Here is a 25,135-nt window from a genome sequence, read left to right on the forward strand (position 1 = left end):
CAATTTATTGTATATGTGTATGGGTAAATAAATGGTTCTGGCAATACTCTCTGTTACCCTTACACTTACTGCAGTATCTGAACTGCATATCCGGAGCATCCTTATCTGTTATACCACAAACTGCACATTTATGCCCAACATTTTCCGCATTCTTAACCTTTACCTGCTTGGTATAATCCCTTTTACGCTTCATCTGCTTCGGCGAGAACCTCCGGAAGTTCTTGGTGCTCAGATAGAATACAACAAAGTTAAGCAGTGACAGAACTATGTTGACCCTTCCGTAGAAGCTTTCCCCTGCAAACGAATAAGCTACAAATATCAGGTAAAGCACTGAAAGCCACTTCATCTTAAGTGGGATTATAAATGCATAGAGCACTGTCATATCCGGGTAGCATACAGCCACAGCCAGGAATATTGAAAGCAGAATATAATAGGTAGAAACTATGCAGTCAGCATTGCCGGCATTAGGTACATTAAGCACATAGTTGCAGAATATATGCACCAGCATGGTTCCTATGGTAGTAACAAGGACTCCGCCAAATATATATACATTGTACAGGAACGTGCCAATGGTGCGTTCCAGAAGATTACCTATGCTGTAATAGAAGAACAGCATAATGATAAATACCAGAGGTTGTCCACCCTGAGGGGTAATGACCCAGGTAATAAGTCTCCAGACCTGTCCTCTCATAACCAGTGACGGAATGAGCATAAGATTAAACAGAACCTGCGGTGCAAGATAGCTCATCACGTAACCTATGACCATAGCTGCTATCATATAAGCGGTAAGGTTCTTCACTGAATATCTTCCAACTTTTCTCTCAAGCTTAGATAAAATTTTCATATATAAGATCTTCCTTTTCCAGGTGGGCGCCCGGATATTTCCGGGCAGCCACATCCATTTTCTCAAAATTATATTACAACCTACTCTTCTTTACAATAAAATAATAATGAAGTTTTTCTAACTTTATTATTTTTCACATGTACCGCCGGAGATATCAAGCACAGTTCCCGGTTTTATCTCCATATCATAAAGCTTGTCATTGTGGTCAAAAAGCTCATTTAAAGTAAGTCCGAACCTGCTACACAGTGTTCCTACCGTATCACCCTCCACAGTTTCATAATCTGTTACACATACTATGTCAATGACCGGTATGCACAGCTCATCTCCTATGGTGAGATTATAGATATTCACATAGGGATTTGCAGAGATGATATCTCCCACCTTCACATTGTGCATTTTAGATATCTTGTAAAGAGTATCCCCCTTTTTAACAACATGAATCAACCCATCGCATTTTTTCTGTTCTTTCATAAAAAAGCCCTTTTTGTTATGATATGTCAAATACTGGCAATAGTTAAACTTTTATAAAAATGTTGTTTTTTACTTCTCTATTTACTATAATAAGGTGACTTAAGACATAATCAGACAAATTTTAAAGTTTTTTAAGAATGGAAGGTTTTATAGAATGTACAAGTTAGGTATTGATATTGGCTCAACAACAGTAAAAATAGCAGTATTGGATGAACAGCACAATATTGTATTTTCTGATTACAAAAGACATTTTGCCAATATTAAGGAAACATTAAAGGATTTGGTTGACGAAGCAGCTGAGAGCCTTGGCAATATAGAGGTAACTCCTTCTATCACAGGTTCAGGCGGACTGGCTCTGGCAACTCTTATAAATATCCCATTTACCCAGGAGGTTGTATGTGTATCTGAAGCACTCCAGGACTACGCCCCTAAGACAGACGTGGCTATAGAGCTGGGCGGTGAGGACGCCAAGATCATATATTTCACAAATGGTATCGAACAGCGTATGAATGGTGTATGTGCCGGAGGAACAGGCTCATTTATCGATCAGATGGCTACTCTCCTTCAGACCGACGCCTCAGGATTAAATGAATATGCAAAGGATTATGACACCATATATCCTATTGCTGCAAGATGTGGTGTATTTGCCAAGACAGATATACAACCGCTTATCAATGAGGGTGCGACCAAGCCAAACCTTGCTGCCTCCATATTCCAGGCTGTGGTAAACCAGACCATATCAGGTCTTGCCTGTGGTAAGCCTATCCGTGGAAATGTTGCATTCCTGGGTGGACCTCTCCACTTCCTTGACCAGCTTAAGGCAGCCTTCATAAGAACTCTTGAGCTTAAGGATGACGAGATCATAGATCCCGGTCACTCACATCTCTTCGCAGCTGTAGGTGCCGGACTTAACTCAAAGGAAGATATATATGTTTCACTGAATGGCCTGTCAGAGAAATTAAGCGGTGAGCTTAAGCTTTCATCAGGTGTTGACCGTCTCGCTCCACTGTTTAACAGTGATGAGGAATACGAGGAATTTAAGAAAGAACACAACAGACATTCTGTAAAGAGAGGAAATCTTGCAGAGTACAAGGGACCATGCTTCATAGGTATTGACGCCGGTTCAACAACCACCAAGGTTGCTCTGGTAAGCAATACCGGCGATCTTCTGTACGACTTCTACAGCAGTAATAACGGAAGTCCTCTCAATACCACCATAAGATCCATAAAGGAAATCTACTCTCTCCTTCCGGAGGGTGCATACATAGCAGGCTCCTGCTCAACAGGTTACGGCGAAGCCCTTATCAAGCAGGCTCTGTCCCTTGATCACGGTGAGGTTGAGACCATCGCCCACTACACTGCCGCTGCATTCTTTGATCCTGAGGTTGACTGTATCCTTGATATCGGTGGTCAGGACATGAAGTGTATCAAGATAAAGAACAAGGTGGTAGACAGCGTAATGTTAAATGAGGCATGTTCATCAGGATGTGGTTCCTTCATAGAGACATTTGCAAAGTCCTTGAACTACGAGATCGCCGATTTCGCAAAGATAGCCATCTCAGCAAAAAATCCTATAGATCTTGGTTCAAGATGTACCGTATTCATGAACTCAAAGGTTAAACAGGCACAGAAGGAAGGTGCCTCTGTAGCTGATATCTCTGCAGGTCTTGCATATTCAGTTATTAAGAATGCCCTTCTCAAGGTTATAAAGCTTACTGATCCTAAGGATCTCGGCGAGCACATCGTTGTACAGGGTGGTACATTCTACAACGACGCCGTCCTTAAGAGCTTCGAGATCGTATCCGGAAGAAGTGCCGTACGTCCTGATATCTCAGGTATAATGGGGGCCTTCGGTGCAGCCCTTATTGCCATGAACAAATATAAAGAAGGCAGCAAGACATCTATGCTGTCCATTGATGAGATCAGCAGCCTTACATACGAAACTTCAATGACAAGATGTAAGGGCTGTACAAACAGCTGCCTTCTCACCATAAATAAATTCAATAACGGCAGACGTTTCATAACAGGAAACAGATGTGAAAAAGGTGTAGGTCACAAGAAGAACGCTGACAATATACCTAACCTTTTTGAATACAAATTAAAGAAGATGTTCGATTACACCCCTCTTACAGAGGAAGAAGCCACAAGAGGAAGGATCGGTGTACCACGAGTACTCAACATGTATGAGAACTACCCATTCTGGTTCACATTCCTTACAAAGCTCGGATTCTCGGTAGTACTTTCACCTAAGTCATCAAGGGATATATACAGTCTCGGTATAGAATCAATACCATCAGAGTCCGAGTGTTATCCTGCCAAGATATCCCACGGTCACGTTATGTGGCTTATCAAGAACGGGCTTAAGCAGATCTTCTATCCTTGTGTACCTTATGAAATGAACGAGACTACCGGGGCAAATAACCACTATAACTGCCCTATCGTTACATCCTATGCAGAGAACATCAAGAATAATATGGAGGAATTAAAGGATGACTCTATCCTCTTCATAAGACCATTTGTGGCTCTGGATAACGAAGCTGCTCTCGTGGCAAGACTCTACAGGGAGATGAAGAAGCACTATGATGTTACCGAACACGAAATAAAAGAGGCTGTTAAGGCTGCCTATGCGGAAGCAGAAAAAGTCAAAGCAGACATCAGGGAAAAGGGTGAGGAAACCCTCAGATACATAAACAACAATGATATCCTTGGTATCGTCCTTGCAGGAAGACCATATCATATTGACCCTGAGATAAATCACGGTCTGCCTGAGCTTATCAACTCATACAAGATCGCAGTCCTCACAGAGGATTCAATAGCCCATCTGGGAACAGTTGAGCGTCCTCTTATAGTATCCGACCAATGGATGTACCACTCAAGACTCTATAAGGCTGCAAGCTACGTGAAGACCTGTGACAATCTTGAACTTATACAGCTTAATTCATTTGGATGTGGTCTTGATGCCGTAACAACAGACTGTGTAAATGACATCCTGACAAAATCAGGAAAGATATATACTGTCCTTAAGATCGATGAAGTAAGTAATCTCGGTGCCGCCAGAATAAGAATAAGATCTCTTATAAGTGCAGTAAATTCAAGAAAGGAACAGCATTATAAGACATGTCCGTCATCAAGTGCCATAAACAGAATAGAGTTCACCAAGGATATGATGAAGGATTATACCGTCCTTGCACCACAGATGTCTCCTATCCACTTCGATATGCTGGCACCTGCTTTTGAGTGTATGGGAATCCATGTGAAGATCCTTCCTGACGCAACCAAGGAGACCATTGATACAGGACTTAAATATGTAAATAACGACGCATGTTATCCTTCTCTTATCGTAGTTGGCCAGATGATGCAGGCAATAACTTCCGGCAAATATGACGTGAATAAGCTTGCGGTTATCATGAGCCAGACAGGCGGTGGATGTCGTGCCACAAACTATGTAGGCTTCATAAGACGAGCACTGTCAAAGGCAGGTTACGGACAGATACCTGTTATCGCCCTCTCCGCCCAGGGCTTTGAGAAGAACTCAGGCTTCCAGATCTCCTACAAGGTACTTAAGAGAGCCATGCAGGCTATCATATATGGTGATCTCTTTATGAGATGCCTCTATAAGACAAGACCATATGAGAAGGAAAAGGGTTCTGCAAATGCTTTACATGAGAAATGGAAGAAGATCTGCATAGATACATTAAGAGAAACAGGAAGCACTGCAAGATTTAAGAAGAACTGTCAGGGAATAGTTAAGGACTTCGACAATCTCCCACTTCTTGATATCAAGAAGCCAAGGGTAGGTATCGTAGGTGAGATCCTTGTTAAGTTCCTTCCATCAGCCAACAATCACCTTGTAGACCTCTTAGAGGCTGAGGGTGCCGAGGCTGTAATGCCTGACCTGCTTGACTTCTTCATGTACTGCTTCTACAACAACAACTACAAGTTCGAGTTCTTAGGTAAGACAAAGAAGAGTGCCATCGTGGGCAATGCAGGAATAGCTCTCCTTGAGCGTTTCAGAAAGCCTGCCAAGGACGCCCTGGCTGCCAGCAAACGATTTGAGCCACCTACACATATAAGTAAGCTTGCCGAATATGCAAGACCTATCGTATCCATAGGAAACCAGACCGGTGAGGGATGGTTCCTTACAGGCGAAATGATAGAGCTTATAAACAGCGGTGCTTCAAATATTGTATGTGCACAGCCATTTGCATGTCTGCCTAATCACATTGTAGGAAAGGGTGTTATAAAGAAATTAAGAGAGGCATATCCTGACGCCAACATTGTTGCCGTAGACTACGATCCGGGAGCTTCTGAAGTAAACCAGATCAACAGGATCAAGCTTATGTTGGCAGCAGCTAATAAGAAGATAAAGTAGCAAAAAAAATAATAATAAAAGCATGTAAATGTGAATGAAAATTCACATTTACATGCTTTTTTATTTATAACCTTACCGGTACATTTTTTGACTTAAGATATTCTTTCACTTCGGATATTTCCAGTTCCTTGTAATGGAACAATGAAGCTGCAAGGGCGGCTTCTGCTTTACCCTCTGTAAGTGCCTCATAGAAATGCTCCTTTGTTCCTGCACCGCCGGACGCGATAACCGGGACATTTACATTTTCTGATATGGTTCTTGTAAGCTCAATATCATAGCCTGCCTTTGTGCCGTCACAATCCATGCTGGTAAGGAGTATCTCTCCGGCACCAAGCCCGGCAGCCTTCATAGCCCACTCAACAGCGTCTATACCGCAGTCTATCCTTCCGCCATGCTTATATATATTCCAGCCGCTTCCGTCTTCACGTCTCTTGGCGTCTATGGCAAGAACCACACACTGGCTTCCGAACTTGTCGGCAGCCTCTGAAATAAGATATGGATTATCTATAGCCGCGGAGTTCACAGATATCTTATCTGCTCCCTCCCTTAATATCGCCTTGAAATCATCAACTGTTCTTATGCCGCCGCCAACGGTAAATGGAATAAATATGTTCTCTGCAACACGCCTTACCATATCCACCACAATATTCCTCTGGTCTGAGGATGCTGTGATATCAAGAAATACAAGCTCATCAGCCCCTGCCTTATCATAAGCCATACCGACCTGGACCGGATCTCCTGCATCCACAAGATTCACAAAATTTATACCTTTTACTACTCTTCCGTTTTTTACATCAAGACATGGAATGATCCTTTTAGTATGCATTATCTGTTGTCCTCCATTTCTATGAAATTCTTCAGTATCTTTAATCCAACCTCTGAACTCTTCTCAGGATGGAACTGGCATGCAAACACATTTCCGTGCTCTACTGCTGCATGGATATGTACCGAATACTCAGTGGAAGCAGCCACATCCTCTTCATTTGCAGCCTTAAGATAATAGGAATGAACAAAATATACATATGGATTATCCGGAAGTCCTTTAAATATCCTCTTTTCTCTGTTTATATCCAGAGTGTTCCATCCGATCTGCGGGATCTTGAGACCCTCCTTATCAGGTATACGGAGTATCTCGCCATCAAGTATTCCAAGCCCCGTAGCCCCCGGGCTCTCTTCACTGGATTTAAACAAAAGCTGAAGTCCCAGGCATATGCCTAAGAATGGCTTATCAGCGTCCACCACATCATATATAACCTTATCAAGACCATATTCCCTGATCTTGTCCATGGCATCCTTGAAACAGCCAACCCCCGGAAGGATAACCTTATCACTGGCAAGGATAACATCTCTGTCTCTGGTGATCACAGCCTCTTCCCCAAGGTACTTTATTGCCTTTTCAACGCTTTTAATATTACCGGCATCATAATCGATTATTGATATCATAGTCTCAAATCCTTTCAAATTAAGCCTTTTCGGCTATGGATTTTTTAATACATTCCGCATTGCATTATAGCATACTTGGGATACGCTGTCTATTTCCTTAATTTCAGCAAACCTTGATCTTATTATGTTCTATTCTCCATATGTTGGGATTTCAAACCAACATATATCACCACACTCTTTATTGATTTAATATTCTTTTTTCCAATAATCTTGATTTATATATAATAAGTTCCACCAAATAATCATAATAATCAGCCCATCTTTTGTTTTCACCCTCTCACAAGAAAAACTATCATATCTTTAGAGAAAATCAATCAAAATCGCACCAATTTCGCTTCAAAACACATCATAGGTAAACTTAATCAGCTACGCACTTACAAAGTCAATTTGCCCTCAAAATCACTTATTTTCACAAAGAATAATAGCATATACCCGGGGTGCTGTAAAACTATACTACAAACCAGCTTGATCAACCCCATATACTGCCTGTTCATAGCTAAATCCTTCATGCTGCAACTGGTGGAGCAGTCTATCTTTTCCCATATCTGGAGAAGAATTTAAATAAGACTTTGCTTTTTTATACGCTTGATCGTTCCAATCTGCATTACAATTATCTACTCCATATTGAGCTTCATCTTCTGTGAACCCTTCATATTCAAGTTGATGTTGTAATCCACTATATGAGAATGCAGAGCTATTCAAATATGACTTAGCCTTTTTCAATGCCTGTTCTTTCCAATTAGCACCACAATTATCCGCACCATACGTTGCTTCAGATGTAGAAAATCCTTCATATTCTAATTGATGTATCAATCCGGTATAGGAAAATGCAGAACTATTAAGATATGATTCCGCTTTTGCTTTTGCTCCAGCATTACCTGTCTTTGGCACATAGTCATAATTTGAATCATATGAGTATGCTAAGGAATGATACACACAATATTTGCTATTTTCTGTTCTCTTTTCTGTACAACCATCAAATGCACATCTGGTAGAAAAGTGATATATGCAGAATATTAGAATACTCGCTACAGCCACACCGATAATAGCTTTTACATTGATTTTATTTGCCGGTGCAGCAGTATTTGAAACAAATTCTTTCTGCTGTTCTGCTTCATAATATGCTTTTATATTATAGCCACATCCAGGGCAAGACTTAGCTGTACTTGATACATTTTCTCTACCACATTCAGGACACTTTACTAATGCCATTCGCTTTCTCCACTTTGATAAACTTGCAACCTATAACTCCACAGGCAATGCCACCTAAACATAATACAATAGCTTGTATGCGATATTCCCATATTTTCTTATTATCGTCTTTTGCCATATCCTCATATTCAGATGCAATATATCTATATGTACCACTAAACCATGATCCAGAATTTCTTGCATTCGCACTATTTTCTGCATATCCTTCCATACACTCTTCATAGTGCTGTTTATAGAAAGAATATGTATCATTGTTAATTCTAGTAAAGGCAACAATCAGCATGATACACGCTACCACGCAAAGGGTAATTCCAATATATTTTTTATTCTTATATACCGGCACTGTCGCTGTTGTATTTGTGTTATCTTCTACTGCTTCAGTTTCAGATTGAACAACTTCATATCCACAACTTGGACATACATTTACATTATCAGCCACCTCAGTTCCACATTCAGGACATTTCATAAAATCCCCCCATCTATCATTATCTATTCGATAATCTTGATCGTTGAATAAGCATCATTTTTAAGGACTGTTTTTAAGCGTGGCAAATCAACATCTCCAACTTTATCATTGCCATCTACATACAGATTTATCAACTCACAAATTAACAGTTTATACATATCGTCTTCATCGTCAGAATCATAATCATCTTCATCTAATGAATTACATGTTCCCAAAATCTTATATACCTTATCGTCTGTATTATAATATCCTAACACATATCCTGTAGTATTGCCACCAAATCCATTTTGCGCACCATAATGTATAATACAAGCTGGGTGTTTGTCAGATACTTCTTCTTCCGTATTATCTGATTGTTCTGTATTTTCTGAATCTTTTTCTCCACCCATTGAAGCATAAAATGTTATATCATATGGTTGAAAAGAATCTGGATTTTTAAGATAACTCTTCAAATCGTTTATAGTTGAATATGCATAGGATTCGTATTTCAACTGTTCCCGAATTGTATCCACATCCTTATATCCACCAATAGAATCTAACATCTTATCAGCTTCTTCATATTTACCTTTTTCCAAAAGTGTCATAGCCTCATTATATGTATTCTTAGGCTTAACCACTTTAACATTATAAATAATCAAACCTACAACAATTACAACAACTGCTGCAACAACAGGAATTATAATCTTTTTCAGATTTTTCTTTGGTTTTTCTGCTATTGTTGTTTGTACTGGTGTCTCCACAGTAGTTTCTTCCTCAAATGGACATCCACAATGTACACATTCTGTAGCATCAATCGAATTTTCCTTTCCACAGTCGCTACATACTTTAGTAGCCGGCTTCTCTTCAATCAATATCTTTCCACAATGTACACATTTTTTTGCTTTGTCTGAAATCTCTTGTCCACATTCTGGACACTTAATCATAGCCATATTTTGTACCTCTCTTCTTTGGGTTTTTATTTTATAGTTCTAAAACTACACGATATTATTATATTCGTTATAACGAAGATATTCAAGTAAAAGTATACACAGTACACTTATTTCATAAACTATTAGAAATGGAGGTACTGTGATGATCGATTATTCCCCATTCTGGAATACTCTTGAAAAGTCAAGCGAGAACTGGTATACACTTACAAACAAATATCATATGTCACACAGCACTCTCCACAGATTAAAACATAATATGGATGTATCAACCAAGACTCTAAACGATTTGTGTAGAATTCTTAAATGTGACATCTGCGATATAGTTAGATACATTCCATCCGATACAGATCAGGTCTTGTAATGTCAAATAAAAAAGACATTAAATTGATTAAAGTCTTTTTCGACTTGTCTAATTCAATGTCTTTTATAAAAATATCTTCTTTATTCTTAATTAAATTATATCCAGATCAAAGTAGAACACTACACCATCATCTGTATTATATACGCCATATGCCTTTCCATGGGCATCCATTGTGGCTGCAACTATGGATAGTCCTATTCCGGAGCCTCCATATTCCCTTGTCCTTGCTTTATCTACCTTGTAGAATTTTATGAAGACCTTATCTATATCTTCATCCGGTATCTGAGGTCCCTGGTCATATACGAATATCCTCAGATTACCCCTTATGAGCTTGCCATCAACTACTCTTCCGTATTCCTTATCATTTTCATCATAGTATCTGGTCTCTGAGTATATCCTTACATTTCCTTCTTCATTGCAATAATGTATGGCATTTGTAAGATAATTGGTAAATACCTGCTCGATCATGAACTCATCAGCATATACATTTATGTCCGCCGGAACCTCATCCACGACCACCGCCTTTTTCTGTTCGACCAATATGGATGACGAAGCTATTACATTCTTAATAAGGTCATTTATAAGGAAATCCTCCCTTGTGACCCGGTTCTGTCCGAATTCTATCTCGTTAAGTTCCAGTAATTGCTTCACAAGCTTGTTCATCTTCTCAGCTTCATCCATTATTACTTCACAATAGAAATTCCTGCTTTCTTCATCATCATTTATATTATCCTTCAGTCCCTCGGCATAGCCAAGAACCAGTGCTATAGGGGTCTTGAGCTCATGGGATACATGAGACAGGAATTCCTTTCTCATGTCATCTATGGCAATCTTTTCTTCAATATCAGTCTGGAGCTTACTGTTAGCCTCCTGCAGCTCATTTAAGGTGGTGCTCAGCCGGTCAGCCAGCTCATTCATACATATAGCCAGCTCGCCTATCTCATCATTAGATGGATTTTCTATCCTGGCGTCAAAATCCATGTCGGTCATCTTCTTGGCAACGGCTGTAAGACGCTTTATAGGTATGGCAAATACATTACTGAAGAAATACATAAGTATACATCCTATTGCCGCTACCACAATAAGCACGTAACAGAAAAACATTGTTATGGTCTTTATGGTATTATTTACCCTTGCCGCCGGAACCCTTACTATTATAGGGCTGCCATCTGACAGATAACCCATAAGATCAAAATACTTATATCCGCTGTCAGTATCAGTACTGAGCTGTATGCTATAGTGTGAATATATGGTCTTGTCCTCAACCTTTATATTGTCAGGCATGTCATCTTCATTGTACAGAAGAACCCCTGCCAGCTCAGTAAGCTTATCATAGACCTTATTTTCCTTATTTACTGTTGTGTATATGAGCATGTGGGATACATCCAGGATATACACATACGCCCCTGCGTCATTTACAGTGTTATCATTAAATGTTCTGAAATCAATATTATCAGATTTGGAGAATTTCCTGTCATATGATTCATATGTGCTGATCATCTGGTTTTTCGTCTGGGAATAAAAGTATCTCTTAATAAAAACCACTGATAACAATGCAGACATAAGGATTATGACAGTAAGGATAGCTGTAAGGCAAAGGGATATCTTGATCCTGATAGAATACTTAATCCTGGTTGATCTCTTCGCTCTTCTTGGCTTCTTCGTTTTTGCTGCCTTCATCCTCACTCACCTCGAACTTATATCCCATTCCCCATATGGTCTTTATATAATCTCCGCACTCTCCAAGCTTGCTACGTAACTTCTTGACATGGGTATCTATGGTTCTGGCATCACCATAATAATCATAGTTCCATACATTGTTAAGTATCTTCTCTCGGGAAAGTGCCACTCCCTTGTTTACTATAAAGTAATTAAGAAGCTCAAATTCCTTGAAGCTCAGATCTATATTATTGCCCTTTATCTGGACTATATGTGCAGACAGATCCATCTTTATATCTCCAACCTCAAGAATACTCTCCTGACTTACATCACCGCTTCTGCGGAGCACAGCCTCAACTCTTGCCACAAGGATCTTGGGGCTGAATGGCTTGGTAATGTACTCGTCAACACCCAGTCCGAAGCCTGCCAGCTCATCTCTTTCATCAGACTTTGCCGTAAGCATTATTATAGGGACATCCGAGTACTTTCTTATCTCCTTACAGGTTTCAAATCCGTCCATCTTAGGCATCATGACATCAAGAAGTATCAATGCAATATCCTTGTTCGCCATGAATATATCTATAGCCTGTTCGCCGTCTCCCGCCTCAAGAATCTCATATCCTGCCTTAACAAGGAAATCCTTAACAAGCTTTCTCATTCTGCTTTCATCATCAACCACTAATATCTTTAACTTGTCCATAACATCCTCCATACAAATTATTCCAACTGATATTAAAGATACCAGCAAATTATGTAATAACTGTGAATTTTCTCAAGTCAATGTTTATTTTGTATCCAAAAAGAACCGGTACACATGACCTAAACCACTGTATCGGTTCTTAATTATTTCATTCCTATTCCTGAGAAGATGTATCTGTAGTTTCCTCTGATGTTATCTCCTCCGATGTTGTTTCTTCTGATGTCGCCTCATCTGATGATGCCTCTGTGGAAGCATCAGATGAATTCACACTGTTGGTTGCAACATCGGCGAACTCACCGTTTAACTTTATACCATATTTATCCGCAAGCTCTTTAACCAGTATCTGATATGTTGAATACTTGTTCCTTGCATCATTAAACAGTCCTACTGCTTCTGTCTGCATATCTGTATCACTGTTTCTGAGTGCCTGCTCCATCTTGCACAGTCCGTCATACTGAAGCTTCATAGCCTCGCTGTAAGCGTCATATATCTTCTTTACTTCATCAGTCTCAACTGTGATAGCCTCAAGGTCTGAGAGAAATTCATTATAATCCGGTATGACCGTATTATTCATCTCCTTAAGCAATGCTGCCGTATCCACTGTTTCTCCGGTGAAATATTTGTTATAGGCTGCCATCGCCTCTGTTTCCTTGGCTACTACAGGCGGAAGCTCCGTATTCATAAATTCTACGAAATCACTTACCACAGGTGACGCCTCTGCCTCCGTGGTTGTATTCGAACCATTGTTACCACATGCACATAACATGACTCCCATTACTGCTACTATGATTCCCCTTAATAATTTCTTCTTCATCTGCACCTGTCCTCCAGTCATTATCTTAAGTATGATATTATTCCGCTGTATCATTTAAATACAGCAGATATATTATACCACTTTTATCAATGAAGTAATATCTCTTAATGATATTTACAGAGATTTTTCTGTAAATATTTGTATAATTCCGGCTCTAAGTATTCTCTTATGATCTCTTTTCTTTGGTTTCAATATATTTCTCATACATGTCCGGGCGTCGTTCTTTTGTACGTTTTACGGCCTCCTCCAGTCTGTATGCTTCTATATTCTTATGATGGCCGGACAAAAGCACATCAGGAACCCGCTTCCCCATAAATTCCACAGGTCTTGTATACTGTGGGTATTCAAGAAGTCCATCCTCAAAGGATTCCGTCTGGGCACTCACGTCATTATTAAGTACTCCGGGAACCAGTCTTGATATGGCGTCCACCACTACCATGGCAGGAAGCTCCCCGCCTGTCAGAACAAAATCTCCTATGGAGATATTATCGTCCACGATCATCTCCAGTATTCTCTCGTCCACGCCCTCGTAATGTCCGCATAATATAATGAGGTCATCTTCTGTGGAGTATTCCTTTGCGATCTCCTGGTTGAATGTTCTGCCTTGTGGGGTCATATATACAACCTTCGGCTTTTTATCCGGATTGCCTATCTTCTCTACAATATGATTGTAACACTTGTATATGGGCATTGGCTGCATGACCATGCCGGCACCACCGCCATAGGGATAATCATCCACATGTCCATGCTTCTCATCTGTGAAATCACGTATATTCACTGCTTCTATATTTATAAGTCCCTGCTTGCAGGCTCTTCCTGTTATGCTGGTATTAAGCCCATCCATTACCATCTCAGGAAATAAAGTCATAATATGAAAATTCATCCTGTTACCTCTTTTATGGAACATCAGCATGTCTGACGATCCTTACTATCTTATTGTCTGTATCTACCTCAGTCACCCATTCCCTGACTAATGGCACCAGCAGTTCTTTACCATGCTTGTCCTTTATAACAAGTATATGTGAAGCAGGGGTCTCAAGTATATCCGTAAGCTTTCCCACCTGACGGTTATCCTGGTCATATACATCTGCGTCCATAATATCGCACAGGAAAAATTCATCCTCGGAAAGCTCCACGGCGTTCTCCCTGTCAACCAGTATATCGTAATTCCTATAACCCTCAACCTGGTTTATATTGTCAAATTCCTTAAACTTTAATATGACCATATTCTTAAAGAATTTACAGGACTCACAGGTAACAGGGATCTCCCTGCCATCCTTCACAAGAAAACATCCCTTAAGCTCTTTAAACCTGTTCACATCATCTGTTGTGGGGAATACTTTAACCTCACCCTTTATGCCGTGTGTTGTTGTTATCACACCAACTCTTAATCTATTATCCATTCATACCTCTTTTTGTTGCATAATATTATTAAAGGGAGAGCAAAAGCTCTCCCTCTGTATTATCGTTATCCATGTTAAAAGAGACAACCAAATAAATTATTTTATGTCTACAATAACCTTCTTGTCACCCTTTGAAGCTGCTGCTTTAACAACTGTACGGATGGACTTTGCAATTCTTCCTTGCTTTCCTATAACCTTGCCCATATCTTCAGGTGCAACGTTAAGCTCAACTTTTATTACATCATCATCACAGGTTTCAGTTACTGTGATCTGATCAGGATGATCTACCAGGGATTTTGCAATGATTTCTACTAAATCTTTCACGTTATACCTCCCAAGCAAATTTATTTTTCAATACCTGCCTGCTTAAGTAACTTAGCTACTGTATCTGTTGGCTGAGCACCAGTCTGTAACCACTTCTTAGCAGCTTCCTCATCAATCTTTACTACACTTGGCTCCTGGTTAGGATCATATGTTCCGATCTCCTCGATAAATCTACCATCTCTTGGTGATCTTGAATCTGCTACTACTACTCTGTAAAAAGGATGCTTCTTATAACCCATTCTTCTTAATCTGATCTTTACTGCCATTTTTAATGTTCCTCCTAAAAAATAAATTAAAATAATGTTATCTTAAGCCAAAAGGCAATTTAAAACCTCCACGCTTCTTGCCACCCATCATTCCCGACATCTGCTTCATCATCTTCTTGGACTGCTCAAACTGCTTCAGAAATCTGTTCACATCGGCAATGGCAACACCTGCACCATCTGCGATCCTCTTCTTTCTTGAAGGATTGATAGGATCCTGAAGAGCTCTCTCTCTAGGTGTCATTGACTGAATGATAGCCTTAGGCATCTTCGCGGCGTTTTCATCTATTTCAACATTCTTCATCTGGCTGGCCATCCCCGGCATCATAGCCAGCAGATCCTGTATACCGCCCATATTCTCGAGCTGAGCCATCTGATCAAGAAAATCATTGAAATCAAAGGTTGCTTTACGGAACTTTTGTTCCATCTCTCTTGCTTTATCCTCATCAATAGCCGCCTGAGCCTTCTCGATAAGAGACTCAACATCTCCCATCCCAAGGATCCTGCTGGCCATTCTGTCCGGATAAAACGGTTCAAGGTCTGTAAGCTTCTCACCCATACCACAGTACAGGATAGGCTTACCGGTTACAGCTTTTATGGAAAGGGCTGCACCACCTCTGGTATCACCGTCTAACTTAGTAAGGATGACACCGTCAATACCAATCTTTTCATTAAACGACAATGCAACATTTACAGCGTCCTGACCCGTCATGGAGTCAACTGTAAGTATTGTATATGTTATATCTATATTCTCTTTTATCCCCTGTAACTCAGCCATCATATCTTCATCCACATGAAGACGTCCCGCTGTATCAAGGAACACAAGATTGTTACCATTCTTGGCTGCATGAGCTATGGCTGCCTTGGCAATATCCAGGGGCTTGTTGCCATCTCCCATGGAGAACACAGGAACTCCAACCTTCTCACCATTGACCTGGAGCTGTTTGATAGCAGCCGGTCTGTACACGTCACAGGCAACCAACAATGGCTTCTTGCCCTTGTTCTTATACTGGCCTGCCAGCTTGGCAACGGTTGTTGTCTTACCTGCACCCTGAAGGCCGCACATCATGATCACAGTAATCTCGTTGGAAGGCTTAAGCTTAAGCTCTGTAACCTCAGAGCCCATAAGAGCATCCATCTCTTCCTTTACGATCTTTATTACCATGTGACCGGGATTCAGTCCCTTAAGAACCTCCTCACCAACTGCACGTTCACTTACAGTCTTCACAAAGGACTTGACTACCTTGAAGTTAACGTCCGCCTCAAGCAAAGCTCTTTTTACTTCCTTCATGGCTTCCTTAACATCATTCTCGGTCAGTACACCTTTGCTTCTGAGCTTTTTAAATACATTTTGTAGTTTCTCACTTAAACTGTCAAAAGCCATGCTTACTCCTCTTAAAACTCATCTATGATACTACCTGATAATTTAACTATCTCTTCTATCTTTGAATCCAGTCTCTCATCTGTGTTCATCTCTTTCAGCTCATCAATACAAGCCATAACCTCTGTAAGTCTTGCAGATGCAACAGAAAACTTCTCAACAAGATGAAGCTTATCTTCGTATTCCTCCAGGATCTTATCACATCTCTTTATTATGTCATACACGCCCTGTCTGCTGATATTATTGATCTTGGCTATCTCCGAATATGACAGGTCATTGTTGACCACATCCTCATACACACTCTTCTGATGTTCGTTCAATAATTCACCATAGAAGTCATACAGCATTGACTGTCGTACTATCTTCTCCATAGCATACCACCTGTAAAGTATTTTTCCTTTACCGAAAGTGATGATACACCTTTATTCCGTATCTGTCAAGTACTTTTCCTTTACATACTGTATATCTTTGTCCATCTGCTCCCTAAGTGCCTCAAGTGAGGAGAATTTCACCTCGCCTCTCACTCTCTCAAGGAAATAAACATGGATCTCTTCCCCATATATCATCCTGTAAAACTCAAATATATTGGTCTCTATGGTTACATTACCACCAGAATTCACTGTGGGATTGCTGCCGATATTGGTGATACCTGTATATGAGCTGTGATCCTGCAGCTCAACCTTCACAGCATAAACTCCGGTTTCAGGATAAAGCTTTCCTGCTTCAGGAAGCAGATTGGCTGTAGGTATACCTATGGTTCTTCCAAGCTCCCTGCCGTGGACCACCTCACCCCTTATAAAATAAGGATGTCCCAGATAATCCGCAGCTGTATCTACATTTCCAAGCTTTATCTCTTCCCTTATCCTTGTGGCACTTATAACGTCTCCGTGGTCAGCCGCCTTACTTATGCTTATGACCTTAAAGCCATACTCACTGCCCATGGCATTAAGCATGTCCACATCTCCAAGACGATTTCTTCCAAAATGAAAGTCCTCACCAACCACCAGATATCTCGGTGCAAGCCTGTCAACCAGTACATCCTTCACGAAATCCTCAGGCTCCATATCAGCGAATTCATCATCAAAGGGATATTCTATGAGATAGTCCACCCCCATAGAGTTTAAAACCTCTCTTTTTTCTTCCTTTGTATAAATGTTCCTTAAGGATGATATATCGAATATTTTATTTTCTCTCATGTCAAATGTGAACACAACACTGCTTACACCTTCACCGGTATGTGACAGTATCTCATCTATCAAAAGCTTATGCCCCCTGTGTATACCATCGAACTTTCCCAGTGCAACGGCTGTATCTTTCAGTCTGAATCCACCTTTTTCACTTATAATCTTCAATCTCTTATCCTCTATGTCAAAAACATTTTGTAGGCTCTGTAACACTCCTGTTCAGTATCAGCGGTATATAATGCTGTAAATTCTCCTGAGCCATCATATATCCTTACAATACTGCCGGAAATCTCTAATCCGTTCCGGGCAGCCACTATATCCGTGAACATATCAGGTGACAGCTTATTGCCATTTGCCAGGAAACGCTGTCCTTTACTGTTCACTGTAAGAGAAGCATACTCATTTAAGAAATAATCCAGTCCGTACACATGGGAGTCAAGCTCTCCCCTGTCCCTTAGGCACTCTATCTCTCCAAGGGTAACGCTGTCTTTTATATCAAATTCTCTTACGGAGGTTCTTACTAAGGCCTCCATAACGGCTCCACATCCAAGCTTGTCTCCTATATCCCTGCACAGGCTCCTGATATATGTTCCCTTGGAGCAGTGTACATCAAACATTACCTCAGTTCCATCCACCTTTATGTTATCAATGGAATATATATGCACACGCCTTGGCTGCCTCTCTATGACCTGTCCGTTTCTTGCCAGCTCATAAAGCTTCTTGCCGTTGACCTTGATCGCCGAATACATGGGCGGTATCTGATCATACTCTCCCTCATAGAACTTTACGGCACTCCTTATCTCCGCTTCATCGGGAACAGGCTCGTCACTATATGTAAGGCTCCCTGTTATGTCCTCTGTATCAGAACGTATCCCAAGCTTCATTGTACACCTGTATTTCTTATCCTTGTCAGTGAGCATTTCACTGAGCTTTGTCGCCCTGCCCAGACATACTAAAAGCACACCTTCAGCCATTGGATCCAGTGTGCCTGTATGACCGATTTTTTTCTGTTTAAGTATTCCCCGGAGCTTGGCAACCACATCTAATGAAGTGAAACCCTGTTCCTTATAAACATTAATAAATCCATCTATCATTTTTTCACCATTTAAAATTAAACACCAAGCTGCATACATATCTCAGATACGATCAGTGAAACTATCTCCCGGATATCTCCCATCATGGAAAATCCCGCGGCTCTGATATGTCCGCCGCCTCCATGGGACACGGCTATACGGCTTACGTCCACTATGCTGTTTGAACGGAGACTGACCTTATATCCGTCATCAAGCTGGTACATAAACACTGCTGTTTCTGTGCCCTCGGTGATCCTTAACTGGTCTACTATACCATCCGTATCAGCCTTTGTTGTTCCTGTCTTTTTAAAGTCTTCCTTTGACAGAACCGAAAGTGTTATCTTTCCGTCTGCATACTGTATTGCATTGCCAAGGGCAACTCCTAACAGCTTATTCTGGGCAAATGTCTTCTTATAGAAGGTTTCATCAATGACATAATATGGTCTTGCCCCCTTCTCTATAAGATCTCCTGCTACTGTCATGGCATGCTTTGTGGTGTTGCTGTGCTTAAACACACCTGTATCATGAACGATACCCAGATACAGGCACTCAGCCCCATAATAATTGATCTTGTCCGGCTCCATAAGCTTGTAAAGAGCCTCTGAAGCTGAACATGCCTCGTCATCCACATAGCACACATCAGCAAATCCGGCATTTGAAATATGATGATCCACGCACATGGTTCTTGGTGACTCATCATAATACTTCTGGAACATGCCTGTCCTGTCAAGACTGCCACAGTCACATACGATACACAGATCGTAATGGCTGTCATCTGGCTGAAACCTTACCTTGTCAGCACCGTTTAAAAATCTGAAATTGTGTGGCAGTGACTCTAGATATACCTGAACCTTCTTGTCATAATTTGCAATGATATAATTATACAATCCAAGGGTTGAACCGATACAGTCTCCGTCAGGATTTATATGTCCAAGTATAGCTATTGTCCCTGCTTCTTCTATCTCCCTAAGAAAATCATTCTTCATTCTCTATATCCTTATTAACATCATCAATCTTCTTAGACATTGTTACGCCATATTCTATTGACTGATCCATAATAAATGTTATCTCCGGTGTATTTCTCAGATTAACTGAATGAGCCAGCTCACGTCTGATATAGGATGTTGCCGATATCAGACCTTCATATGTGCTCTTCACCGAATCGGCATTACCAAGTACACTGATATATGCCTTACAATACTTCAGGTCAGGAGTAACCTCAACATCCACCACTGATGTCATAGGATTGATCCTTGGATCCTTGATCTCACGGCTTATGATCCTGCTGAGTTCTCTCATAACCTGCTCATTTATCCTGTTATTTTTAACGCTGTTCTTTCTCATTCTACTTTCTTGGCACCTCAACCATAATATATGCTTCAATCTGGTCTTCTTCTGCAATATCGTTAAAGTTCTCCAGTACGATACCGCACTCGAAGCCTGCCTTTACTTCCTTTACATCATCCTTAAATCTCTTAAGGGACGCGATCTTTCCTTCAAATATAAGGTTTCCTTCTCTGGTTATCCTTACACTGGCATTTCTTGTAATATTTCCGTCAAGGACATATGAACCGGCGATGATACCTACATTTGAAGCCTTATATGTCTGTCTTACCTCTGCATGACCTATTACCTTCTCCTCATATACAGGATCCAGCATACCCTTCATTGCAGACTCAATATCCTCTATAGCATTGTAGATTACTCTGTAGAGTCTTACATCAACACCCTCAGTCTCAGCCATATCCTTGGCTCTGGCATCAGGTCTTACGTTAAATCCTATAACGATGGCATTTGAAGCTGACGCAAGAATTATATCGGACTCATTTATGGCACCTACACCTGCATGTATACACTTAACTGCAACTTCTTCATTTGAAAGCTTAAGAAGACTCTGCTTAACTGCCTCAACAGAACCCTGTACATCAGCCTTGATGATGATATTGAGTTCCTTGATGTTTCCTGCCTGTATCTGGCTGTAGAGATCATCAAGAGACATTCTTGCCTTTGTATCCGCAAGCATCTTAACTCTTCCCTGTGATATATACGTCTCAGATATCTGTCTTGCTTCCTTCTCGTTGTCAACTGCCATGAATATCTCGCCTGCCTCAGGAACTGTATCAAGTCCAAGTATCTGTACAGGTGTTGATGGAGTTGCCTTTGTAACTCTCTCACCTACTGAGTTGATCATGGCACGTACCTTACCATGGGATGAACCTACTGCAAGGTAATCACCTACATGAAGTGTACCCTTCTGTACGAGCATTGTGGCAACAGGACCTCTTCCCTTGTCCAGCTCAGCCTCGATAACAATACCTCTTGCCTTTCTGTCAGGGTTAGCCTTAAGCTCAAGAACCTCTGCTGTAAGAAGGATCATCTCAAGGAGATTGTCGATACCTTCCTTAGTATGTGCTGATACAGGACAGAATATTGTTGATCCGCCCCAGTCCTCAGGGATAAGCTCATACTCTGTAAGCTCCTGTTTTACTCTCTCGATATTGGCACTTTCCTTATCTATCTTGTTGATGGCAACGATTATCTCGATACCGGCAGCCTTTGCATGGTTTATAGCCTCTACTGTCTGTGGCATTACACCGTCATCGGCAGCTACCACAAGGATTGCTATATCAGTACTCTGGGCACCTCTCATTCTCATGGCAGTGAAGGCTTCATGTCCCGGTGTATCAAGGAAGGTGATGGTCTGTCCGTTGATATTAACTACCGAAGCACCGATAGCCTGGGTGATTCCGCCTGCCTCACTCCTTGTAACATTTGTCTCTCTGATGGCGTCAAGAAGTGATGTCTTACCATGATCTACATGACCCATAACACATACAACAGGTGGTCTTGGAACCATATCCTTCTCGTCTTCCTCGTCCTCCTTAAGAAGCTCCTCGATAACGTCAACCTTCTCTTCTTCCTCTGCTATACAGTTATACTCAAGAGCGATCTCTGAAGCTGAGTCGAAATCAAGCTCAGAATTAACATTAACCATCTTTCCTGCAAGAAACAGCTTCTTTATAAGAGCATTTACAGGAGTTTTAAGTGCATCCGCCAGCTCCTTGATGGTAACCACCTCAGGAAGTGTGATGGATCTGATGGTATCCTCAGCCTCCACCGGTTCCTTAACAGGTTCATGCTTAACAGGCTTATTCTTTACATTCTTGGCAAGTCTGCTGATATCAGCCTCCACCTCAAGCTCGCTCTTTCTGTTGCCCTTTCTAGGCTTATTCTTATCTCTGTTATAGTTATCTCTGTTCTGGCTCTTAAGATCTCTGCCCGGAACCTCCTTGGCATCGAAATCCTTTCTGTCATTGCCCTTAAACTTTCTTCTCTGTGGTGTTGGCTGATCGTCATCATCCTTGCCGAAGGCAGGACTCATGCCACCGTTTCTTCCGTAATTGTTGTTGGAGAAACGATTGTCTCTTGAACCTCCGAACCTGTTCCTGTCACTGCCGTCACCGTTATTATATCTTCTGTCACCGTTTGGTCTGTCACCATTGTTATATCTTGGTCTGTCGCCGTTTGGTCTGTCACCGTTATTATTATATCTTGGTCTGTCGCCGTTTGGTCTGTCACCGTTATTATATCTTGGTCTGTCACCGTTCGGTCTGTCACCATTTGATCTGTCATTGTTATATCTTGGACTGTCACCGTTTGGTCTGTCACCATTATTATATCTTGGTCTGTCGCCGTTTGGTCTGTCACCGTTATTATATCTTGGTCTGTCACCGTTCGGTCTGTCACCATTTGATCTGTCATTGTTATATCTTGGCCTGTCACCGTTTGGTCTGTCACCATTATTATATCTTGGTCTGTCGCCGTTTGGTCTGTCACCGTTATTATATCTTGGTCTGTCGCCGTTCGGTCTGTCACCGTTATTATATCTTGGTCTGTCGCCGTTTGACCTGTCACCGTTATTATATCTTGGTCTGTCGCCGTTTGATCTGTCACCGTTTGATCTGTCATTGTTATATCTTGGTCTGTCACCGTTTGATCTGTCATTATTCACAAATCTTACTCTTTCTCCTGACTTCTGTCTGTCCATGCTTCTTGCCTTATCATCACTTACAAACTTTGTATGTCCATCAGCCTTATTGTTAAAACGTGGCTTCTCTGCTTCCTTTGTATCCCTGGCAGGCTTTACTGTCTCTTTTGTATCCTTCACTACCCTGTTGTCCTTCACTTCCGTCTTTTTATCAGTCTCTGCCTTTGGTGCTGTCTCCTGCTTTGGTGCAGGATCAGACTTTCCATAGAACTTCTTAACATATGCAATCATATCATCATCTACTGCTGACATATGACTTTTCACGTTTATTCCTCTTCTTGCAAGGGTTTCTTTTATATCGTTATTTGAAATATTTAATTCCTTAGCCAGTTCATGTACTCTCATTTTTGCCAAAAGTTACGCCTCCATATTCTCATTTATGCTAATGTAATTGATGATCTGATCTGCAAATCCCTTGTCAAGGACTGCCACTGAGGTTCTCATCTCCTTACCGATAAACCTGCCCAGACTGTCTTTATCGCCATATTCGTAGTATGGGATATTATAATAATTACATTTCTGATCAAATAGTTTCTTTGTATTTTTTGAAGCATCCTTAGCTACGATAACTATATATGCCTTGTTGTCCTTCACTGCACTCTCTACACTGAAATTCCCGCTGGTGAGTCTTCCCGCCTTGGCACACAGAGAAAGCAGCGAATAAACTCTATCCTTCAAGCTCTATCAACTCCTTATTCAATTTGTCATATACTTCTTCAGGAATTGCCATTTTAAAGGATCTCGAAAGACCATTATTCCTGATAGCCTTCTTAAGGCAGTCAGCTTTTCTGCAAATATATGCGCCTCTTCCGTTCAGTCTTCCTGTAGCGTCTATGGTGAAGTTGTCCTTATTATCCTTCACAATCCTGATAAGCAGGTTCTTCGGAGCCATTTCGCCACATCCAAGACATTGCCTGAGAGGTATTTTTTTTGCCATACGATCACTTCCTTCTTTAACATATACAGTCAATCACAGCTTATGAGTATCTCAGATCTGTCCTACTCCTCTTCAGAAGCAGTCTCCTCTGAAACAGCGTCATCATAAACCGGCTCTGTCTCTTCATAAGCATCTTCATTGTCAGAAGCAGTCTCTTCGTCGTATCTCTCATCATTATCATCATCTGAGAAATATCCCATCTCCTCTGCCTGTGACTCACTCTTTATATCTATCTTATAGCCTGTAAGCTTGGCTGCAAGTCTTGCATTCTGTCCCTTTTTACCTATGGCCAGTGAAAGCTGGAAATCAGGAACAACTACAAATGCACTCTTCTCCTCAAGATCAACATCTACAGATATAACCTCTGATGGGCTTAATGCATTCTTTATAAATATTGCAGGATTCTCGTCCCAACAGATGATGTCGATCTTCTCACCATTTAAGTCTTCAACTACATTGTTTACTCTGCTTCCGTTCACACCTACACATGCTCCTACAGGATCAACATTAGGATCCTTTGACCATACGGCGATCTTTGATCTTGAACCTGCCTCACGGCATGAATTCTTAATAACAACTGTTCCATCCGCAAGCTCTGAAACTTCCTTCTCAAACAGTCTCTTAACAAGATCAGGATGAGTTCTTGAAACTGATATCTTAGGTCCTCTTGAGCTCTTTCTTACCTCTGTTACATATAACTTGATCCTGTCACCTCTCTCGTAAGTCTCACCGGGAACCATCTCAGTATCCTTTAATATTGCCTCAGTCTTATCATCAAGGCTTACATTTATGTTATTACCAATATATCTCTGTACAATACCTGTTACTATGTCCTTCTCCTTTGTCTGGAAGTGGTCATATATGGCATCTCTCTCTCCCTCGTTGATGGCCTGTACGATTACATTTCTTGCTCTCTGGGCAGCTATTCTTCCGAATGCCTTTGTTGTTATCTCCTTGGTAACTACATCACCAAGATCATAAGAAGGATCTATAAGCTTAGCCTGCTCAATGGAAATCTGGGTTGCGAAGTCCTCTACATCCGCTACAACCTCTTTCTTGGCATAGACATGAAACTCTCCTGTTTCCCTATCCATAACAACATCAATATTCTCATCAGCACCAAAGTCCTTCTTGCATGCTACCTTAAGGGATCTTTCAATAGCGTCCAACAGACTCTCCTTGCTGACATTTTTCTCCTTTTCCAATTGATTTAAAGCTTCAATAATTTCTGACACTTTTCTTTCCTCCTGT

26 protein-coding genes are annotated in these 25,135 nt (G+C 41.0%); 2 read left to right on the plus strand and 24 right to left on the minus strand.

Annotated elements, in window-relative coordinates; translation table 11 throughout:
- Window positions 1-4 precede the first annotated feature (4 nt).
- Both DXB54_RS06415 and DXB54_RS06420 read right to left on the minus strand, forming a co-directional pair.
- A complete protein-coding gene (locus tag DXB54_RS06415; protein ID WP_118694615.1) occupies window positions 5-844 on the minus strand; it encodes a hypothetical protein in 840 nt (279 codons plus the stop codon).
- 126 nt (window positions 845-970) lie between these two features.
- A complete protein-coding gene (locus DXB54_RS06420) occupies window positions 971-1,315 on the minus strand; it encodes a LysM peptidoglycan-binding domain-containing protein (RefSeq protein WP_021939073.1) in 345 nt (114 codons plus the stop codon).
- Between the two features lie 154 nt (window positions 1,316-1,469).
- On the opposite strand from DXB54_RS06420, the gene DXB54_RS06425 reads away from it, so the two are divergent.
- Entirely contained in the window at window positions 1,470-5,687 is a 4,218-nt protein-coding gene (locus DXB54_RS06425) for a 2-hydroxyacyl-CoA dehydratase (protein ID WP_118694616.1), read from the plus strand.
- Between the two features lie 64 nt (window positions 5,688-5,751).
- Here the strand turns inward: DXB54_RS06425 and hisF are convergent, their stop codons facing one another.
- From hisF to DXB54_RS06450, 5 genes are all read right to left on the minus strand, one after another.
- A complete protein-coding gene (hisF, locus tag DXB54_RS06430; RefSeq protein ID WP_021939071.1) occupies window positions 5,752-6,513 on the minus strand; it encodes an imidazole glycerol phosphate synthase subunit HisF in 762 nt (253 codons plus the stop codon).
- Window positions 6,513-7,130 carry an imidazole glycerol phosphate synthase subunit HisH gene (hisH, locus tag DXB54_RS06435; protein WP_118694617.1) on the minus strand — a complete coding sequence of 206 codons (618 nt, stop codon included), beginning with the start codon at window positions 7,128-7,130 and terminating at the stop codon, window positions 6,513-6,515. Before hisH ends, hisF begins: the two co-directional genes overlap by 1 nt.
- Window positions 7,131-7,583: 453 nt before the next feature.
- Window positions 7,584-8,342, minus strand: a complete 759-nt coding sequence (locus DXB54_RS12070; protein WP_021939069.1) for an Ltp family lipoprotein — start codon at window positions 8,340-8,342, stop codon at window positions 7,584-7,586.
- On the minus strand, window positions 8,320-8,808 hold the full coding sequence (locus DXB54_RS06445) for a zinc-ribbon domain-containing protein (protein ID WP_021939068.1): 489 nt from the start codon (window positions 8,806-8,808) through the stop codon (window positions 8,320-8,322). Before DXB54_RS06445 ends, DXB54_RS12070 begins: the two co-directional genes overlap by 23 nt.
- A 23-nt stretch (window positions 8,809-8,831) precedes the next feature.
- Entirely contained in the window at window positions 8,832-9,737 is a 906-nt protein-coding gene (locus tag DXB54_RS06450; protein ID WP_021939067.1) for a zinc ribbon domain-containing protein, read from the minus strand.
- Window positions 9,738-9,879: 142 nt separating this feature from the next.
- Here DXB54_RS06450 and DXB54_RS12315 point away from each other — a divergent pair, with 142 nt between their 5' ends.
- Window positions 9,880-10,098, plus strand: coding sequence for a helix-turn-helix domain-containing protein (locus DXB54_RS12315; RefSeq protein ID WP_021939066.1), 219 nt, complete (start codon window positions 9,880-9,882; stop codon window positions 10,096-10,098).
- Between the two features lie 90 nt (window positions 10,099-10,188).
- On the opposite strand, the gene DXB54_RS06460 is transcribed toward DXB54_RS12315, so the two are convergent.
- From DXB54_RS06460 to nusA, 17 genes are all read right to left on the minus strand, one after another.
- On the minus strand, window positions 10,189-11,778 hold the full coding sequence (locus tag DXB54_RS06460; RefSeq protein ID WP_118694618.1) for a HAMP domain-containing sensor histidine kinase: 1,590 nt from the start codon (window positions 11,776-11,778) through the stop codon (window positions 10,189-10,191).
- The gene (locus DXB54_RS06465) at window positions 11,723-12,457 is read right to left on the minus strand and encodes a response regulator transcription factor (protein ID WP_118694619.1); all 735 of its coding nucleotides are present in this window, start codon (window positions 12,455-12,457) and stop codon (window positions 11,723-11,725) included. The genes DXB54_RS06460 and DXB54_RS06465 overlap by 56 nt, the downstream gene beginning before the upstream one ends.
- Window positions 12,458-12,611: 154 nt before the next feature.
- Window positions 12,612-13,271: a hypothetical protein gene (locus DXB54_RS06470; RefSeq protein WP_147361016.1), complete on the minus strand. Its 660-nt coding sequence runs from the start codon at window positions 13,269-13,271 to the stop codon at window positions 12,612-12,614.
- A 166-nt stretch (window positions 13,272-13,437) separates the two neighbouring features.
- Entirely contained in the window at window positions 13,438-14,154 is a 717-nt protein-coding gene (gene trmD / locus DXB54_RS06475) for a tRNA (guanosine(37)-N1)-methyltransferase TrmD (RefSeq protein ID WP_118694621.1), read from the minus strand.
- Between the two features lie 13 nt (window positions 14,155-14,167).
- The gene (rimM, locus tag DXB54_RS06480) at window positions 14,168-14,674 is read right to left on the minus strand and encodes a ribosome maturation factor RimM (protein ID WP_021939061.1); all 507 of its coding nucleotides are present in this window, start codon (window positions 14,672-14,674) and stop codon (window positions 14,168-14,170) included.
- A gap of 96 nt (window positions 14,675-14,770) precedes the next feature.
- A complete protein-coding gene (locus DXB54_RS06485) occupies window positions 14,771-14,998 on the minus strand; it encodes a KH domain-containing protein (protein ID WP_021939060.1) in 228 nt (75 codons plus the stop codon).
- Window positions 14,999-15,018: 20 nt separating this feature from the next.
- A complete protein-coding gene (gene rpsP / locus DXB54_RS06490) occupies window positions 15,019-15,264 on the minus strand; it encodes a 30S ribosomal protein S16 (RefSeq protein ID WP_021939059.1) in 246 nt (81 codons plus the stop codon).
- 37 nt (window positions 15,265-15,301) lie between these two features.
- Entirely contained in the window at window positions 15,302-16,645 is a 1,344-nt protein-coding gene (ffh, locus tag DXB54_RS06495; protein WP_021939058.1) for a signal recognition particle protein, read from the minus strand.
- Between the two features lie 11 nt (window positions 16,646-16,656).
- On the minus strand, window positions 16,657-17,013 hold the full coding sequence (gene ylxM, locus DXB54_RS06500) for a YlxM family DNA-binding protein (protein WP_118694622.1): 357 nt from the start codon (window positions 17,011-17,013) through the stop codon (window positions 16,657-16,659).
- Between the two features lie 51 nt (window positions 17,014-17,064).
- Window positions 17,065-17,994 carry a bifunctional riboflavin kinase/FAD synthetase gene (locus DXB54_RS06505; RefSeq protein WP_243104767.1) on the minus strand — a complete coding sequence of 310 codons (930 nt, stop codon included), beginning with the start codon at window positions 17,992-17,994 and terminating at the stop codon, window positions 17,065-17,067.
- An 11-nt stretch (window positions 17,995-18,005) separates the two neighbouring features.
- On the minus strand, window positions 18,006-18,920 hold the full coding sequence (gene truB / locus DXB54_RS06510) for a tRNA pseudouridine(55) synthase TruB (RefSeq protein WP_118694624.1): 915 nt from the start codon (window positions 18,918-18,920) through the stop codon (window positions 18,006-18,008).
- Between the two features lie 17 nt (window positions 18,921-18,937).
- On the minus strand, window positions 18,938-19,885 hold the full coding sequence (locus DXB54_RS06515; protein ID WP_118694625.1) for a DHH family phosphoesterase: 948 nt from the start codon (window positions 19,883-19,885) through the stop codon (window positions 18,938-18,940).
- On the minus strand, window positions 19,875-20,243 hold the full coding sequence (rbfA, locus tag DXB54_RS06520) for a 30S ribosome-binding factor RbfA (RefSeq protein WP_118694626.1): 369 nt from the start codon (window positions 20,241-20,243) through the stop codon (window positions 19,875-19,877). Before rbfA ends, DXB54_RS06515 begins: the two co-directional genes overlap by 11 nt.
- Before the next feature lies 1 nt (window position 20,244).
- Complete coding sequence (gene infB / locus DXB54_RS06525; RefSeq protein WP_147361018.1) at window positions 20,245-23,292, minus strand: translation initiation factor IF-2; 3,048 nt, start codon at window positions 23,290-23,292, stop codon at window positions 20,245-20,247.
- 12 nt (window positions 23,293-23,304) lie between these two features.
- Entirely contained in the window at window positions 23,305-23,625 is a 321-nt protein-coding gene (locus tag DXB54_RS06530; RefSeq protein ID WP_021939050.1) for a L7Ae/L30e/S12e/Gadd45 family ribosomal protein, read from the minus strand.
- Window positions 23,615-23,884, minus strand: coding sequence for an RNase P modulator RnpM (gene rnpM / locus DXB54_RS06535; protein WP_021939049.1), 270 nt, complete (start codon window positions 23,882-23,884; stop codon window positions 23,615-23,617). The genes DXB54_RS06530 and rnpM overlap by 11 nt, the downstream gene beginning before the upstream one ends.
- 62 nt (window positions 23,885-23,946) lie before the next feature.
- On the minus strand, window positions 23,947-25,119 hold the full coding sequence (nusA, locus tag DXB54_RS06540) for a transcription termination factor NusA (RefSeq protein ID WP_118694628.1): 1,173 nt from the start codon (window positions 25,117-25,119) through the stop codon (window positions 23,947-23,949).
- Between the last annotated feature and the right edge of the window lie 16 nt (window positions 25,120-25,135).

This window comes from Coprococcus sp. OM04-5BH (genome assembly GCF_003482105.1).
GTDB lineage: Bacteria > Bacillota > Clostridia > Lachnospirales > Lachnospiraceae > Coprococcus.